Source organism: Scytonema sp. HK-05 (assembly GCF_963872035.1).
GTDB lineage: Bacteria > Cyanobacteriota > Cyanobacteriia > Cyanobacteriales > Nostocaceae > Kalymmatonema.
This window is the reverse complement of sequence record NZ_CAWMYC010000101.1, coordinates 39,988-55,675: the sequence shown is the minus strand read 5'-3', so window position 1 is coordinate 55,675 and position 15,688 is coordinate 39,988. Positions and strand designations below refer to the sequence as shown.

Sequence of the window (15,688 nt, the reverse complement as noted above, 5' to 3'; positions counted from 1 at the left end):
GAAAAACAAGCGGACTAACATGGATTATTAATTGAGAATTTTCTCAATATACACGTAGGAGCGGCTAGCTCCGATAGCGCAGCGTGGCGAAGACATAGTAACGCCTGTGGACAAGTAAGAGCCGTCTCTCTTGGTAGAAGCAGGAAGCAGACAAAGTAGATGTCATGGACAACTATGGATAAGTTCTGTGTAGCAGTGTGATCAGTTTACTATTCAAAGCGCTGATTCTTTTGTGACCAAACTTTCAAACTATAACCGTGGGCATTCTCTAGAAGCAAACCTACAGATTGTCCTCCCGAAAGCTTGGCGATCGCCCTTAACAAAGCTGGGGAATCTTGCTTGAAATCAGTATAAATGACTTGACCACTATCAGACAAGATCAGCGTGTGAGGACGGGATTGATTATTGTCAGGACTTCTGAGTGTTGGCTGTTGCGGCGGAAAACTTGTGTCCTCGCTGGTATCTTGCATATCTAAAGATGCTATTGCCTCTGGCGAAATGGTTAGCACAGTTTCCGGCATCGCATCACCTGTTAAATCAACCTCTTGAACCGGCAAACTTCCTAGCTTTTGCAGGATATATTGCGAGTCTGGAACCGCACCACCAGGCAACTGACCAGATTCTTGGAGCGATCGCCACAATACCGGTAGCATGGCTTTTACCCCGAGGGCGTCTTGTTGGTACAGTTCTTGGAGCGTCATTGGTACTGACTCAACCCATTCTAAAGCAGAATTTGTCATCGCTAAAAGTGGTTGTTGTAGAGACGTTGCATATAAAGTCTCTACACTCTCATCTGCGGCAACGAGTAAGCGCAAGACGCCATCGCGAAATTGCACGGCTTTGATGGTGGCTGTCGTCGTTACCTGTTCTCTGTTTGCCAGCCAAACCACTATTTGAATTTCCGGGTCAGAATCTATACCTAAAGCCTTCCACAAAAATTTTTCTGGCGAAGTTTGAGGCGGCTTTAAATTTGTAAACGGGTAATAAAGCCAGCGTCTTCCATCATGAAATGCAGAGACTTCTACCTGATACCAAACCTGGTTATCAGCTTTTTGTAGAGACACGTCTTGCTGCGTATCTACAAAAATGCTATGGCGCGTATCTTCAAAAACCCTATGGCGCGTCTGTTGTGAGGGAGGTTGCAGCCAGTCACGGGCGTTAACTTCAGCGATTGGTTGTACCGAACCAACAATCTGGCTGGAGTGAGTAGGGATTTGAGATGCGGCGTCACCATTGAGTTGTCCTAACAAGCCTTGAATATAGGTAAGGGTGTCTGTTGTAGTTTTGGACTGCCCATTTAACCAGGAATTCGCCCGTTGTTGCCCATACTTGGCTGCTAAAATCAAGGCACCCCAAGCTTGCACCGACTGTTGATTTGGGTTCACCCGCAATTGTGCTTCTACACGACTCCACAACCGTCCTTTATCTGCTTTTAGTAGAGTGGCAATATCTTTGGCATTTTCCAGCGAAGCCTCAAACACTTGTAAAGCTTTGTCCCAACGACCATCTATTAAATCTGCCAGGACTTGTTGGCTGGGACTTGCCGAACTTGTATCTGCCTGGGTTTTGGTAACTTGGGAATGCAAATCAATCACATCCATCTGTGCTTGTGCTGCTTCTGGGAACTGCCCCGTCAGCTGTTTTTTGAGAGATTGCAACTGTTCAAAGGCTGGTGTCCACAGTCCACTACGGGCTAACATCAAGGCATTTTGGTAATCTGAATCTTGGAGGGCTGGTGGAGTCAGGGAAATTTGCTCTAGTTGAATAGGGTTGAGGACAAACTTGACAGAGTTGACTTGATAAACACGCAGCTGCGGTTCTAAACCAACTGTTTGATCCACAACTAACTCTTTTGCATCACCACCAGTGACTTCCCGCCATTGAGGGAGTTGTCCACTCGGACTTGTCCAAGGCAGCATAAGTTGTAGGTGAGTGCCTTCGGGATTGTAGTAAACTATCTGACCGTAGGCAATTGCACTTGTTCCTTGTTGACGCTGTCCTCGTAAATAGAACCATACACCTGGTGAGGGTGTATCGCCCTCAAAACGACCTACTTCACTTAAAGGCAAGGGTAAACTGGAACCTTGGTTGTCATCAGTAGCATTGACGATGGGCGCGACGACAAAAGATTCTTCTGGTCCAGTCACTTTGAGTTGAGCGGCTAGATGATAGTATGCCTTTGATACAGATTGCAGTTCTGGGTTTCCTGCGCGTTGATAAACCCTAAGTTCAACTATATACTTGCAATCCGACTGACAATTAGCACGCTGCTTAAAAACAGGGAGTAAAAAAGAAGCTGTTGTGTCGCGTTCCAAAGGCAGGATTTGTCCCGCTATTTGTCCTTGTTTGCTGAGGGAATCTTGAATTTCTCTAAGGGTTTGGGAGGGTTCTGAGTTATTGTCGGAAATGTTCCCCAATCCTGGGAAAGATTTATTTAGCCAGCTTACCTGCTCTGGATTAAGTATAAATTGAATGCTAATCCAGGCAAAAGTCGTTATTAAACCAGCGCTGCATAACAAAACCGTCATTGCTAGCATCGACGCTAGCCAATTTCCCTGTTGAGGATTTTCCTTGAGTTTTTCAGAAATGCGTTTGAGTGGACTTGAATTCGGCTCATTTGGTCTGCATGGTTTTGGTGCAGGATTTGAAGGGTTTGCCATGCTACTTCTGCTGTAAATCCAATAGGTACTTTGGCAAGAGTATTTTCCTTTATACTCGTGTTTCTTAAATGTTGGTTACAAACATTTAATGTTGGTAAGTGTGGAAAATTTTTCAATTTTCACTTTTGATTATTCTTTTCTTCTTCATTTACATTTATCAGGATACAATGCCTGATTTCCGCACATTTTCCCTTAACTTTCTATTTTCTTTACAAAATCAGTAAATTCACCAATGCCATAAAAACCACTCCTTCAATAGACTCTCATTATGTGTGTGTGAGTTGAGTGTAAAAAAACCGAGAAACAAGAATGAACCACTGCGGGTTTGTTGCTTGCAGTGACCTGAATCAACGGAGACATCAAAAGACACAGAGATAGATTTTTCCAGGTCGTAAGTGTCTCCGTGTTTTCTTTATTTTCTGATGTATCTATAAAGAGTGCGTCTCTTGACTCAAGAAAGAAAAGCTATTTCATTAATTCTTTAACGCAACTTTTTTTGATAATTTTCCAATTAGTTATTTTGATTACTCTTAATTTTTACCTAACAATGTCTTCATATATTCATAATTTGCTAGCGCTTTTATTAGCGCTAACTTCTGCTGCAATTGTTGCTCAATCTTCAACAAGTATGATAAAATTGGATGACCGAAGTCCGCAGCGCTTGGACTCAGAACTCATACCAATTCTCTGTAACAATGAGCTTAATACTTAATAATTGGAGAGAAAGTTCGCCATTGCTCTAAGCTTGTAAGTAGAAGTGCAGAGTACATTTGTTTATGGCTCGTTCACTCGAATTAACAATTCACCAATACAAAAGGGCGGAAGCCCCTGTCATTCATGCATGGGGATGAAGCCCGACGGGAAATTTATTTACCGTCATACTTATCCCTAATTTTCGTTTCCGAGATACCCCATTTCTGGGTAAACGTAGACTGCATAATGTTTAGGGTCGGTACTTTCTGGGTGGCACTGCTTTATTCTCCGTAAGCCTGTTTAACTACCACAGTTCTAGAGCTTGGGACGCTCATGCATCCCAAGGTAGGAATTTAAACACTTGCCCTAAACGTAGTCCATTCCTGGACTTAAGCGGGTCAGGTAGCGTTAACTCACAAGCCCCTGCTTTTTAAGCATGGGGTTGCAGATCAACTAGAGAACCCTGACGCTCATTCTTGAAGAACTGGAGAAGCGTCTTAAGTTACTGTCCTTATGCTAGCAGTAAAGAACGCTTACAGATGCTCTAGTGGTTAAAAAAAGGTCAGGTTAATAGCCGTAAAGAGTTGGTCAAACGGCTCAATCGTGGTGAGGCAACGATGACAACATGGCGGCATTTCCCAACTTAGCGATCGCACCTGTTTATTATTCTCTCTGTTTATGGTAAATCTATGCTGATTTGGACTTTAGTTGCTTACTGCTTATACTGTATGACACCACTGCGTGCGGAATGTGGGGTCAGTTTTGCCTGAAACTCTTGTGTAGCTAGATTCTTCTTTGTTTCTCTGGAGAGAGTGATGGAACGGTATGCTGTAAGCATCTATAGCCAGTCAAAATGTCAACTGAAACACAATCATTAATTTGTTGTTTCGTATTTGTGCCTAATTAGGATTGATTTGTAGAAAGCGATCGCATCTTGGAGCGTGCTATGAAACTGACAAAGCAAAATCTCTCAGAACGTGCCTCTCATGTTTATGACGTGATTGTTGTCGGTGGTGGAGCAGGTGGGTTGTCTGCTGGCATTTACCTGCAACGCTATCTTCTTTCGAGTTTGATTATCGACAAAGGCAAAGCCCGTTCCTTCTGGATGCAAGAACTCCATAACTATCTGGGATTGCCACCGGATACCCCAGGGCGATCTTTGCTGCGGCAAGGTAAGGAACACTACCTCTCGCTCGGCGGTGATATGCTCGATGGCTTTGTAGAGGACATCGTAGATGAGGGAGAAACTTTTGCTGTGCAGGTCAAAATTGGCAGACAGGACAGTATCTGTCAGACGTTCCGCTCGAAGTACCTGGTTGCTGCCAGTGGCATCATTGACTACTTACCTAACTTAGACAATATGCGAAACGTGTATGACTATGCAGGCTACAATCTGCACGTCTGTTTAATTTGTGATGGTTATGAAATGAATGATAAAAAAGTGGGAGTATTTGCCAACAGTCTCAGTAATGCGGAAGTCGTTTTTCCACTCGGTTGGTTTACCCCTCATATCACGTTGTTCACTCAGGGACTGTTTGAAGTCGCAGATGAGTTGCGTCAGAAATTAGACGAACACGGCTATGAGGTGGTTGAAACCCCAATCAAGCAATTCCTCGGTGAAGACCATCAGATGAGCGGTGTGGAACTAGAAGATGGCAGGGTGATAGAGCTAGATGCTGGATTGATTTCAATGGGATCGAAGTATCACGCTGATTATCTAGAGAAGTTCAATCTAGAAAAGCAGGGCAGCAATTTGGTCACTGATAAGATGGCACGTACCTCCCATCCTCGCATCTTTGCGAGCGGCGATCTCAAAGTCGGACTCAATCAAGTTGTAGTTGCCGCAGCGGACGGGGCATCGGCTGCTACTCAAATCTGGCGAGATTTGCGCTCCTCGGTCGGAGCTAAACGTCCGGTACAAATGGCTCAAGCCACTTCCACCAAAACTTTACCCACCGCTTGACCGGATTCTGCACGATGTTGGATAGCGCAATGCTTTTCCCGTGTCAATACTTAGCACACACCACCTGCAAGGACTTCCTCATAGCGTTTCCCAGCGCTATCCCAAGTGAATTCCGTTTCTACCAATTGTCTACCGTTACCAGACAATTCTGCTCGCAATTGCGGATTTTCAAATAATTGACAAATAGCAGTCACATATTCTGTAGGCTGATTTGCTCGTAATGCCCTCAGTGGTGCATTTGCACCATCTACAGCCAGTCCTTCTAAACCGCGATCGCTTGCAACGACGGGTACACCTGCAGCGATCGCCTCTAAAGTTTTATTTTTAATACCAAATCCCGTCCGCATTGGCACGACGCAGACAGTCGCTTTGTGCAAATACTCTACCATTGAAGGCACACGCCCTGTTACAATAATGCCAGGTTTTTCTTTAAGTGCTAAAACTTCTGGTGCAGGACGAGAACCAACAATATCGAAAGTCGTATCAGGGTAAAGTTTTTGAATTTCTGGTAAAACTTCGTTGCTGAAAAAGCACACAGCATCGATGTTTGCTAAATTATCCATTGCACCAATGAAAATTAAGCGGTGTCCCCCTGGATCATTGCTACGGTTGGGAAAGGAAACCAAATCTACGCCATTGGGAATGACTACAATTTCACTGTTAGGGTTAAATTTTTGCATCTGAACCCTATCTTCTTCTGTTGTTACCACAATTGCCGAGAATTTAGAGCAGTAGCGTTGTTCGTAACGACGCAAAAGTGGTAGATAAAGTCTATCTCGAAATCTATTTTCAGAAATACCAGTGTCTAGCTGGTTGCGACAGGTACCGTAGACAGAACTATGAACGTTAACTACAGTTCTGATTTGTTTTTGAAAGTAAGGGCGCACATAAATTTCATTCACGCTATGTTCGCAGGTAATGACATCACATTTACCCGCTTGTATAAAGTTATCAACCCAGGTTTGCATTTCATTTGAGTAGCGATTTAACACACTAGGCGGTATCCCATAGCGTATAAAAGTCATGAAGCGCTGTATTTTCTGCTGTATTTTCTTCAGTATCCCTCCAGATATACCAGAGTCTTTTGGGCGATTAAAAAGAATTAAGTTCTCAACACAATTTCGTAATCCTATTATTTCTGCATCTGTGACATCAGGCTCTCGTTGAGTCACCAGGGTGATAGCATGGTGTTGACTGAGATACTTGAGTAAATTAAACGTCCTCACCTGCGTTCCACCTCGTGTGGGCGGATAGGGAAATGTCGAAGATAGCATTAAAATTCTCATGCAATGAATTATTTAGTAATAATACTTAAAGACATGATGATATATATCATGACATATAGCTAAATTGATATGATTACAATTGTGACTATATTTCAATAAAAATAATAGGTAAAAAAATGGCAAAAATAGGTATTTACACATTAGCTAATGACGTTGTTTATGACCAACTCATTGCTTTATTAAATAGCATCGAAGTCAATGTTGGTTCAGATATTCCTATTTGTATTATTCCATATAATGATAAATTAAATTTAGTGAAGGAAGAAATTAATTCTAGAAAAAATGTAACGCTTTTTGATAACTGGGACTCAATCCAACGTTGGGAAGAGTTTGCTAAGGAAGTTTGGGCAGTTCATCCAGGAGCTAAAAGTTCAAAGTTATCACGTAACTGGTGGTCTTCCGGTCATCTGCAAAGAAAAATGTGTGTATTTGATGGAGAGTTTGACAAATTCGTGTTTTGCGATGCTGATAGTTTAGCAATGAAGCCCTTTGATGATGTGTTTGATAAACTTAACACATATGATTTTGTTTTTGATGATTGGATACACACTAAAAACCGCACAAAAGTACCATTAAATATCCCGTTTTTAGAAAAAGCCAACTTATTGACTGAAAAAGATATACGTCCTAGGCTTCACTGTTCCGACTTTTTTGGGTCAAAGCGAGGTTTATTTAACAAAGAAAACTTAGCTTTTTTGAAAAAACTATTAGTCGAAAATAGAGAAGTTGAATGGCTGACGGCATGGTGGGATGATGCTCATTTATTTAATTACTTGACTTTCAAGTCAAATCTTCCTTTGTTTAATTTTACTCTTAGTGAAAATGGGCAGGAAAGAACAGGAAATTGTGCCATATCTGACCCGTTTGTGAATATAAATAATGTTGTGTATAACGAGCAAGGATTAAAGCCAATCCATCGACTTCATTATATGAACTATCCTGCAATAGATTTCACGCGTTTATGTCATGGCGAAGATGTAGATATTCGTTATAAAGATGTATTTTTATACTATAGATTTCTCAAACAACCAGAGCAAAGACCAAAGGAACTAAAACCTCCTAGCAAATTCAAGAAAGTGAATAGAATATTACATAAAGCTGTCAAGAAAGCAAAAAAAGTCTTTTTGTAGAGAAGCAATAAGCCTGTGACTAAAATTAGTATTTGTATTCCTACGTTTAACCGTGTTAACCTTCTACCTTTCGCCATTGAAAGCGTACTACAACAAACTTATCAAGACTTTGAATTAATTATCTGTGATGACGGTTCTGATGACGGGACACCTGAACTGATGTCGCAGTACACAGACAGCCGCATCAAATACATCCGTCATCCGCAAAATATTGGTAAAAGTAATAATATGCGCTCTGGCTTTGATGCCGCAACGGGCGAATATTTTATCAAATTTGATGATGATGATAAGTTAACACCAAATTTCCTAACACGTACCGCAGCGATTCTTGATAAAAACTCTAGCATTGATTTTGTTGGGACTGACCATTGGGTGATTGATATTAACAACGTCCGAGATCAAGCGAAAACCCAAGAAAATTCTTGCCGCTGGGGTAGGGCGAATTTACAAGCAGGTATTGTTGATAATTTGTTAGAAGTTGTATTTGTTAAACAAAGCTTTCAAATAGGCGCAACCTTATTTCGTCGTTCCAGCTTGCAAGAGTTGGGATTTATGCAGCCCAATTGGCAAAATTGCGAGGATAATGATTTATTTGTGCGGTTGGCTTTGACAGGGAAGAAAGGCTATTACTTACCAGAGTTGTTAATGGAATATCGCTTTCATGACCAACAGCAAGGTATTAATCGGGCAATTCCTTATTTAACTGATAAATTGCAGTATTTAGAAAGTTATAAATTTCCATCGCAGAAGCTGGAGGAAATTAGGCAAAAGCGTCTTGCAGAGACACAGTTATTGTTAGGGTTACGCTTGATTGAAAAGGGTGAAACGCAAAAAGGAAGAGAGTTAGTTTTGGCAGGGAAGTCTTTTTCGTCAGCTAAGGCGTGGACTGGGTTAGGGTTATCGCTGTTACCTGTGGGGTTGCGTCCTTGGGCGTTTGGTTTGGTAAGAAGAGTGAAGGGGTAGGAGCGTCACCGCACGCTTCGGTACACAGCACAGAACCCAAAGCGGTTTGAGCGCTTTGTTTGGACACAAGACTCACAGAAGTTCCCATTTTGATTTTTAAGGAATCGAGCCCTATCAAGCGTTATCAATGGTATGCCCCCTTAGATGAGGTTAAGGAGGCTTTGTTTTTTTTCGGTCAACTTTTCGATAGCAACTTAATTAAGTCTGGCTTTCTCTTGCCACTATATCCAGGAATTCCTCGTTCCCTTGCCATGTCTTTTAGCTTTGCAACTGTCAAAGTTTTTAATATTTCAGGATCTATGATGACCCCAGGATCTATGACGGGTTTAATTGTTGTTGGCTCAGGAGTTAGGTAAAAAACTTCCTTGAGTGCATCTAACTTCTTTCCCCTAGTTATGCCGCACGCTAACTTTGTGACTGGCTCGAAGTTTTTCCACTGGTTGCGCGATGCCCCATCAATACGATTGGTGGCGATCGCCAGCTGAACCCCTTTCAATTCACTATTTGGCTTCTCAATGAGGTACTGCAACGCCGATTGAATTTCATCTCTGGTTGCGGTCGATAGGTTGACTTTCGGTACGAATTCCCCAGCGAGAATTTTGGTTAGTTGAGATGTCTGCTCACTGGGGTCAGCAATAATACACCACACTTTCTCCAGCCCGGCTTCTTCTGCAACCGCGAAAATGAACGAGTTGCCGATAACTTCGTACTGGTCTTCACCAGTTTCTTTAACAATCACCGGAACCCAGTTGCGACCACCCGACTCATTAAGCGCTTTTGCAGATACTTTGATTAAAAACTCTGGTGCGTTTGTACCTTTGCCTGGGTTAATTCCATCCTTATCAAGGCACATTAAATTCCCAACATCGCTTAAGCTCATTGTAGAAAATACTCCTTGGCTAATGCAAAATAGTAATCATATGCTGTTTTATTTCTATACACAGATGGCGTACGTGCAAAAGCCGCGTTCGCAATGTGGGCATAACTGGGCAAATTGAAAATGTAGTGATCTGGTTTTGCTTGACTGTAACGGGAGTAAAAGTACGGCGTTAAGTCAAAGGGGTTAGTTTTATCGTTTTTTGCCTGTTCGATGATTTCATCCAATGCTCGGTCAGCCGTAGCTCGTGCTGCTGGGGTAATCGCTTCTCCGTTAAAGAAGATAGGAAGCGCTATTGGTCCCCCATCCTTCCTAAAACTTTGGACTTCTGGAATGAATTGTTTGATAACAATTGCCGCATTCTGTAGAGAAAAGATGTTGTTGTGCTTGGTAGGAATTAAAACTACATCCGAAGCATACACCGCGCTCTGACTGAAGAATCTCCAGTTGGGTGGAGAGTCAATTAAAATGTAGTCATATAGAGATTTTAACGGGTCAATCAGCTGCCTCAGTTTAGCTATCCTGATAACTTGCCGCAGTCTTTCTTCTCCTAAAACCATCAGCTTTTTGTCACTTGGGATAACATCAAATGCTATTGTGCCAGTGGACTTTGTCGGGAAACTGAACCTGAACATGACCCCTGGAGGAAATGATGGACTCGGCTTATTTTCCAACCAGGAATACAACGCATCTTCCTTTGGTTTCACATCAAGGGAGTTGGTTAAATCCTGTTGGTTCGGGTCAAAGTCAATAATTAATACTTGTTTTCCAAAAGCTGCCAATGTAGCTGCCAGATTAACCGTGGTTGTAGTCTTTCCCACGCCCCCTTTATTGTTGTAAATGGCGACTGTGAGCGCCCTGGGAGGGTTGTCGATTTTAGCTTTGATTGCCGCCACAATCTCGTCAACGTTATCAGGTGTAATCTCCAGACAGGACGAGGCTGGGTGGATAACCTTGCCATGCTTGCTAAACAATTGAATGTGTCTGGAGTTTGTAATAATTCCCCATTGGGCAGACTTGCAATTTGAACCACGTAAATAACCGTGAAGCTGCTTAACTGCTGACCTATACTGTGCAGAATTTCCGCTTAGGTTAATATCTCTACCTTTTATTTCCAACAGTAGGTAGGGGTTAGACTTGGTGTTGACGAAGATGTCGTTCTCAGCATTCTTGCGAACAGCGTAATCAACGGCGTCAAAGCTATTGCCAGTAGCAAACTTGGGGACGGTTTCAGTTGCATCAAAATCCAGCAGCTTTAGCAGATATGGAATGAAGATGTTGCCAACTATTGGCTCTTGCGCATTACTCGGAAGATCCAACAGTACTTGCCTAAGTTTGGAAGAATCCATAAAATCAAGTAAGTTTACTACAAAACCGCCACTTACTAGGCGGTTTTCTGTTTAGTGCAATTAATAACTTCGCTGATGACCTGCTCATTGACAACAATTGACATAAGCATTTGCATAAGTCAGTTTTCGCCAACGCTCTACAAAAAGCGATCGCCTAAGGGCAGTGGCAAAGCCAATCGCTATTGCTACAATACTTTTTGCTTCATAGCTTGATATTAAACAGGGTACTTTAAGAGTGTCATATAAAACACTTGGGGAAATAAAGCGGGGCTGAAGAAAAAGTGAAGTCATTGCGATCGGCAAGGCGATCGCCATTGTCCACCCCAGCTATCCATCCACCTCGGTACGCATTTATTGTTGATGTACAAAAATCCGGGTACCCAGACTTAATAAAAGGCAAAGGCGATCGCTCAACTGCATAAGTCAACTTCACCCGCATCTAATAATAATCGTCTGATTAGGCTTAAGACCTATCTACAACACACCGTTGGTTGCCCCTTTCTACCTCATAGAAGGGGGTTTATTTTTGGGAAGGCGATCGCCCCCCGGCGGGCACTTCGTGCTATCGCGCAAAAGTAACCGAGCAAAACAGCTGGTAAGATTATTTGATGTGGCAACAACTTTTTTCATACACCATTGGAATGTTTGTCGCGCTGTTCCCAATCGCCAATCCCATTGGAGCGGTGCCGATTTTTTACACCATGACGGCAGACGATACCAAGCCTTACCGTCTCAAACAAGCGCGGCAGACCTCCATCAATGTAGTTCTGGTGTTGGTCACTTTTTTGCTAGCAGGAAAACTGATTTTGTCGTTCTTCGGAATTTCTTTGGGGATTCTCCAAATTGCAGGCGGGTTAATCGTTGCGCATACTGCTTGGGAAATGGTCACTGCTCGGCAACGATTGACAGAGCCAGAACATCAAGAAGCGGTTGATAAGGATGATATTTCCTTCACCCCAATGGCAGTTCCGTTGATCAGTGGACCGGGAGCGATTGGTGTGGTGATTAGTTTATCTGAACGGGCAAAGGAATGGCTTGCATATGCTGGTTGTTTAGTGGGAATTGCTGTCTTTGGTTTATCGCTCTACTTGTTTCTCGTGTTGGGAGAGCCTCTCATTCGAGCAATGGGACGAAATGGCATTGGTGCAATGAACCGCGTTTTGGGCTTCTTGATTTTGGCAATTGCGGTGCAGTTAATTGCTGAAGGCACTGTTGCCTTCATTCAACAATCAATGCCATCTCTGCTTCGGTAGATGGGCGCAATTTTCGATAAGATTCCCAAGGACAGAATCTGAGGCACAACCTTAATTACTCATTACTAATTAGGCGCATCTTCATAGAGAAACGGTATCACTTTGATCTAGTTCTTTGGCAGGACATAATATTTTAAATTTTACAAAATATGCTTTTAGGTACGTAAGCGGTCATTTGCTTGTAGTTTGGGTTGTTACATTTTCCAGCCATTCATAATTATCTTGCTGAGTTGTTGCGTTGTTAATATTCTGCCAAAGGTTTCACCCCACAATGACAAAAGAGGGATTAACGAGACTGCCGTGCAAAGGCGCGGAGAAAGAGGGTAGGTTGGCTTAATGCACGAAATCCAACATCTAAACTTTATGTTTCTTTAGGAACATTTACGCTGCCTGAACACACTAAATCTAGGTACGATAAAAAGGAGTGTAAATTATTGCAGTTCGAGCTAGAGTGGTGCTGACTTAATATTTAGGCAACAATACCCGCATGGATACCAATGAATTAAAGTTCCTATTAAAATTACTAGGATGTGAGAATTATCGTTCAAGCCTTACTGCTAGTGGTTTTAAGAGTTTTAAAGGTAGAAATAAAATTTGTCAAAATTTAGGCGATCGCGAACTGATAGACTTTTCCCGCGAGATTGCCGCAGTTAAGATTTTACCGCCTGCTCAAGCTCTGCTAAAAGCTGATACAGGTCAGTTGCCGCTTAAGCCTAATGAATTGAAGGTACTGGAGAGTATCAGCAAGGCTTCAGGAAAAATCACGCCAAGCAAAATCAATGTCAAATCCGTGAAGTCTGGGGAACGAGACGCCATCTTGCAAAGCTTCCATGAAAAGGGATTAATTGACGCTGAAATCAAGATTAAGAAGACTAAAGCTGAGGTATGGCTTACCGAACGCGGAATTGAGTATTTGCGGGATGATTACAGTCCAAAGGGAGCCGCAAACATCAGCTTGGATCTGCTGAATAATTACCTGCGCTTTTTGCGGAAATCCCTACATGGTAAGCCAGAGCAAGTACCTACTCCAGCACCTACCAAGCAAGAGTCGGCTGCTGTAACAATTATCAACCTCACTGACGAAGAAATTTTACAAACTATCCGGAGATTGGATCAGGAGCTAGGTACTGACAATTATTTGCCAATTTTTCATCTGCGGCAAAAGTTACAACCTCCGCTATCACGGGAAGAATTAGATAAGGCACTGTATCGCCTGGAAGCGAGCGACCAAATTGAATTAAGTAAGTTGGCAGAACCAGGTGATTATTCTCCTGAGCAAGTTGGCGCTGGAATTCCCCAAATTAGCGGCGGCTCCTTGTTTTTCATCACAGTGATCTAGCGGATACACCTAAATTACGAGCAAGCTAACTTTGAGATAGCAGGGATATTGGCATGGCGACAATTGACGAAGTTATTAAAAAATCACTTAATCCATTTGATAACCAAGCAGCAGGTAACTTTTGGGAAGAGGAGGAGTCACCCCCTACTGTTGAATCTATTCATCAAAAGCCATTAACTCAAATAAAAAGTGTTTTAGCAGAGGTTGCCCAAGACCATCAAACCCGCAGCCTAATTCTCTATGGCGACGCTGGAACGGGAAAGACTCATTTCTTAGGTCAGCTCAAACAACAGCTAAACGATCAAGCTTTTTTCGTCTACATTGAGCCATTTTCTGAAAGTGACCGTATCTGGCGGCACATCTTACGCCACACCGTTGATAGCCTGGTTAATGCTCCAGCACGACAAGCAGATTCCCAATTAATCCTCTGGCTCAAAAGCAGCTTGTCTACGATTGAGAAGGGGTTAAAAAGTGAGCAGCAAAGTTTGCGTGAAAGAATAAAAGGCATATTTGGGCAAACAAAAACCGATACAGGGCGCGATGCTGCAAAGCAGCCGCTACGCGATCGCCAATTCTTTATTGACATTCTCAAAAAGACCATCGGCACCACAGGAATTTACAATGCTAATGAATTCTTTGGTGTTCTTTATGACCTAACTAATCCAGATTTATACTCTTTAGCCTGTGAATGGTTAAAAGGAGATGATTTAGATGAAGAAAGTCTGAAAAAGTTACGAGTTAAGCAATCTATTGATGATGAAGACAAGGCACGGGGTATCTTGGGCAACTTTAGCAAAATTTCTGCGAAAACTCAGCCGATTGTGTTGTGTTTCGATCAGTTAGATAGCATTGCTCGTTTACCAGATGGCTCTCTTGATCTACAAGCTTTATTTAACGTCAACTCTACGATTTATAACGGCAGGTGGAAAAATTTCCTGATTATCATCAGCATCAGGACAGAGAACTGGTATAACAATTCTAAGCGAGTTCATCCTTCTGACATAGATAGAGCTAGTATCAGAATTCCACTAAAACGCATCACGCTGGAAGAAGGCGAAGCTCTCTTAGCTTCTCGACTCTATCCCCTGCACAATCAAGCTAACCCCAAACCTACTTCCCTAATTTACCCTTTAAATCGGCAGGTGTTAGAAAAAGTGTTTCTCAGCCGCAAAGCTACACCCCGCGATTTTCTGACGCTAGGGAAACAACTATTCCAGGATTATAAGGAATGGGTATTTAGAGATAAACAACTTCCTCAGCCAAAATGGTTTGATGGTGGAGCCCCGCCGCCGCCGCCACCGCCACCACCAGATAAAATAAAAGCAGAATTTCAATTGCTATGGCAGCAGGAATATGAAAAAGTTCAGGGAAAAAATACCAAAATTACCTTGTTAGCCGCACCCGACCTAATTTGGATGTTGCAACAAGCCTTGGAGGCATTACAAGTACAGGACATTAAGCCTAAACTTATAAGTGGAAAGTACGCCAGTTATTCCTTAAGTTATCAACAACCTGGTAAGCGTGAGCGAGTTGGGATAGTCTGGACAGAAGATTCAAACATGACAAGTTTTTTCAATGTGATGAATGCTTGCCAGAAAGCTATTCAGCAAAATCTCTGTCAAACCATGTACTTGCTCCGGGCTGGAGGGGTAGGAAAGCCAAACCTTGCCGGGAATCAGCTCTACCAACAGATTTTTACATATACTAATCATCGTCATATCAAGCCTAATCTGTCTTCTGTTCACTACTTGGCGACATATCACAGCTTTGTGAATTCAGTGGAAGCTAATGAATTGGTGCTTGCAGGCAAAACCATTAATTTGCAGGAACTACAAACTTTAATCCGCGAGTGCAATCTTTTGTATAAGTGTACTTTATTGCAGGATTTAAAGATTGTTTCTAAAACAAGTGGTGATGGAGACAATGGTAATGAGAAACATGATTTACAACCCGTGAAAACTTTTATGTTAGATTTAGTGACAAACCAAGGTTTCATGGGAGTACCGACTTTAATTAAAGAGACTAAAGTCCACTTTCCTCTTGTGAAAGAATCGGAAATTCAACAGTTGATTAGAGAACTGTGTCAAGAGCAAAAAGTTGAAATTTTTGACCCCAAAGCAAAGCTGCAAGACCAATTAATTTGTTTAGTTACCAAGAAAAAGTAATTTTATCACA

General features: G+C 42.3%; 12 protein-coding genes. 7 read left to right on the top strand and 5 right to left on the bottom strand.

The annotated features are described in order from the left end of the window. Nucleotides 1-209: 209 nt before the first annotated feature. Nucleotides 210-2,660 (bottom strand): hypothetical protein, encoded by a 2,451-nt coding sequence (locus AACT52_RS17410; RefSeq protein WP_096549436.1) that lies wholly within the window; start codon nucleotides 2,658-2,660, stop codon nucleotides 210-212. A gap of 1,639 nt (nucleotides 2,661-4,299) precedes the next feature. Here AACT52_RS17410 and AACT52_RS17405 point away from each other — a divergent pair. Further along, nucleotides 4,300-5,316, top strand: a complete 1,017-nt coding sequence (locus tag AACT52_RS17405) for an NAD(P)/FAD-dependent oxidoreductase (protein ID WP_073632643.1) — start codon at nucleotides 4,300-4,302, stop codon at nucleotides 5,314-5,316. A 50-nt stretch (nucleotides 5,317-5,366) separates the two neighbouring features. Here AACT52_RS17405 and AACT52_RS17400 read toward each other — a convergent pair whose 3' ends face one another. Then, entirely contained in the window at nucleotides 5,367-6,602 is a 1,236-nt protein-coding gene (locus AACT52_RS17400; protein WP_073632641.1) for a glycosyltransferase family 4 protein, read from the bottom strand. A 116-nt stretch (nucleotides 6,603-6,718) separates the two neighbouring features. On the opposite strand from AACT52_RS17400, the gene AACT52_RS17395 reads away from it, so the two are divergent. Together AACT52_RS17395 and AACT52_RS17390 are read left to right on the top strand one after the other, a co-directional pair. Beyond that, complete coding sequence (locus AACT52_RS17395) at nucleotides 6,719-7,732, top strand: Npun_R2821/Npun_R2822 family protein (RefSeq protein WP_073632639.1); 1,014 nt, start codon at nucleotides 6,719-6,721, stop codon at nucleotides 7,730-7,732. Nucleotides 7,733-7,747: 15 nt separating this feature from the next. Continuing rightward, entirely contained in the window at nucleotides 7,748-8,695 is a 948-nt protein-coding gene (locus AACT52_RS17390; RefSeq protein WP_073632637.1) for a glycosyltransferase family 2 protein, read from the top strand. 175 nt (nucleotides 8,696-8,870) lie between these two features. Here AACT52_RS17390 and AACT52_RS17385 read toward each other — a convergent pair whose 3' ends face one another. The 3 genes from AACT52_RS17385 to AACT52_RS17375 form a co-directional block, all read right to left on the bottom strand. Next, nucleotides 8,871-9,575, bottom strand: a complete 705-nt coding sequence (locus tag AACT52_RS17385) for a Rho termination factor N-terminal domain-containing protein (protein ID WP_073632635.1) — start codon at nucleotides 9,573-9,575, stop codon at nucleotides 8,871-8,873. Continuing rightward, the gene (locus tag AACT52_RS17380) at nucleotides 9,572-10,921 is read right to left on the bottom strand and encodes a ParA family protein (protein ID WP_073632633.1); all 1,350 of its coding nucleotides are present in this window, start codon (nucleotides 10,919-10,921) and stop codon (nucleotides 9,572-9,574) included. Before AACT52_RS17380 ends, AACT52_RS17385 begins: the two co-directional genes overlap by 4 nt. Before the next feature lie 84 nt (nucleotides 10,922-11,005). Continuing rightward, complete coding sequence (locus AACT52_RS17375) at nucleotides 11,006-11,212, bottom strand: hypothetical protein (RefSeq protein WP_143172820.1); 207 nt, start codon at nucleotides 11,210-11,212, stop codon at nucleotides 11,006-11,008. On the opposite strand from AACT52_RS17375, the gene AACT52_RS17370 reads away from it, so the two are divergent. From AACT52_RS17370 to AACT52_RS17355, 4 genes are all read left to right on the top strand, one after another. Beyond that, nucleotides 11,203-11,343 carry a hypothetical protein gene (locus AACT52_RS17370; protein WP_158054675.1) on the top strand — a complete coding sequence of 47 codons (141 nt, stop codon included), beginning with the start codon at nucleotides 11,203-11,205 and terminating at the stop codon, nucleotides 11,341-11,343. The two genes, AACT52_RS17375 and AACT52_RS17370, sit on opposite strands and share 10 nt — an antisense overlap. Before the next feature lie 186 nt (nucleotides 11,344-11,529). Continuing rightward, on the top strand, nucleotides 11,530-12,174 hold the full coding sequence (locus AACT52_RS17365) for a MarC family protein (RefSeq protein WP_073632629.1): 645 nt from the start codon (nucleotides 11,530-11,532) through the stop codon (nucleotides 12,172-12,174). A gap of 487 nt (nucleotides 12,175-12,661) precedes the next feature. Next, entirely contained in the window at nucleotides 12,662-13,513 is an 852-nt protein-coding gene (locus AACT52_RS17360) for a transcription factor RcaD (protein WP_073632627.1), read from the top strand. A 53-nt stretch (nucleotides 13,514-13,566) separates the two neighbouring features. Continuing rightward, complete coding sequence (locus AACT52_RS17355; protein ID WP_073632625.1) at nucleotides 13,567-15,678, top strand: ATP-binding protein; 2,112 nt, start codon at nucleotides 13,567-13,569, stop codon at nucleotides 15,676-15,678. The last annotated feature ends 10 nt before the right edge of the window (nucleotides 15,679-15,688 follow it).

What these genes read in the sequence shown, in the direction of transcription:
- AACT52_RS17410 (WP_096549436.1), bottom strand. Translation starts at nt 2,660, where the DNA reads ATGGCAAACCCTTCAAATCCTGCACCAAAACCATGCAGACCAAATGAG.
- AACT52_RS17405 (WP_073632643.1), top strand. Translation starts at nt 4,300, where the DNA reads ATGAAACTGACAAAGCAAAATCTCTCAGAACGTGCCTCTCATGTTTAT.
- AACT52_RS17400 (WP_073632641.1), bottom strand. Translation starts at nt 6,602, where the DNA reads ATGAGAATTTTAATGCTATCTTCGACATTTCCCTATCCGCCCACACGA.
- AACT52_RS17395 (WP_073632639.1), top strand. Translation starts at nt 6,719, where the DNA reads ATGGCAAAAATAGGTATTTACACATTAGCTAATGACGTTGTTTATGAC.
- AACT52_RS17385 (WP_073632635.1), bottom strand. Translation starts at nt 9,575, where the DNA reads ATGAGCTTAAGCGATGTTGGGAATTTAATGTGCCTTGATAAGGATGGA.
- AACT52_RS17380 (WP_073632633.1), bottom strand. Translation starts at nt 10,921, where the DNA reads ATGGATTCTTCCAAACTTAGGCAAGTACTGTTGGATCTTCCGAGTAAT.
- AACT52_RS17375 (WP_143172820.1), bottom strand. Translation starts at nt 11,212, where the DNA reads ATGACTTCACTTTTTCTTCAGCCCCGCTTTATTTCCCCAAGTGTTTTA.
- AACT52_RS17365 (WP_073632629.1), top strand. Translation starts at nt 11,530, where the DNA reads ATGTGGCAACAACTTTTTTCATACACCATTGGAATGTTTGTCGCGCTG.
- AACT52_RS17360 (WP_073632627.1), top strand. Translation starts at nt 12,662, where the DNA reads ATGGATACCAATGAATTAAAGTTCCTATTAAAATTACTAGGATGTGAG.
- AACT52_RS17355 (WP_073632625.1), top strand. Translation starts at nt 13,567, where the DNA reads ATGGCGACAATTGACGAAGTTATTAAAAAATCACTTAATCCATTTGAT.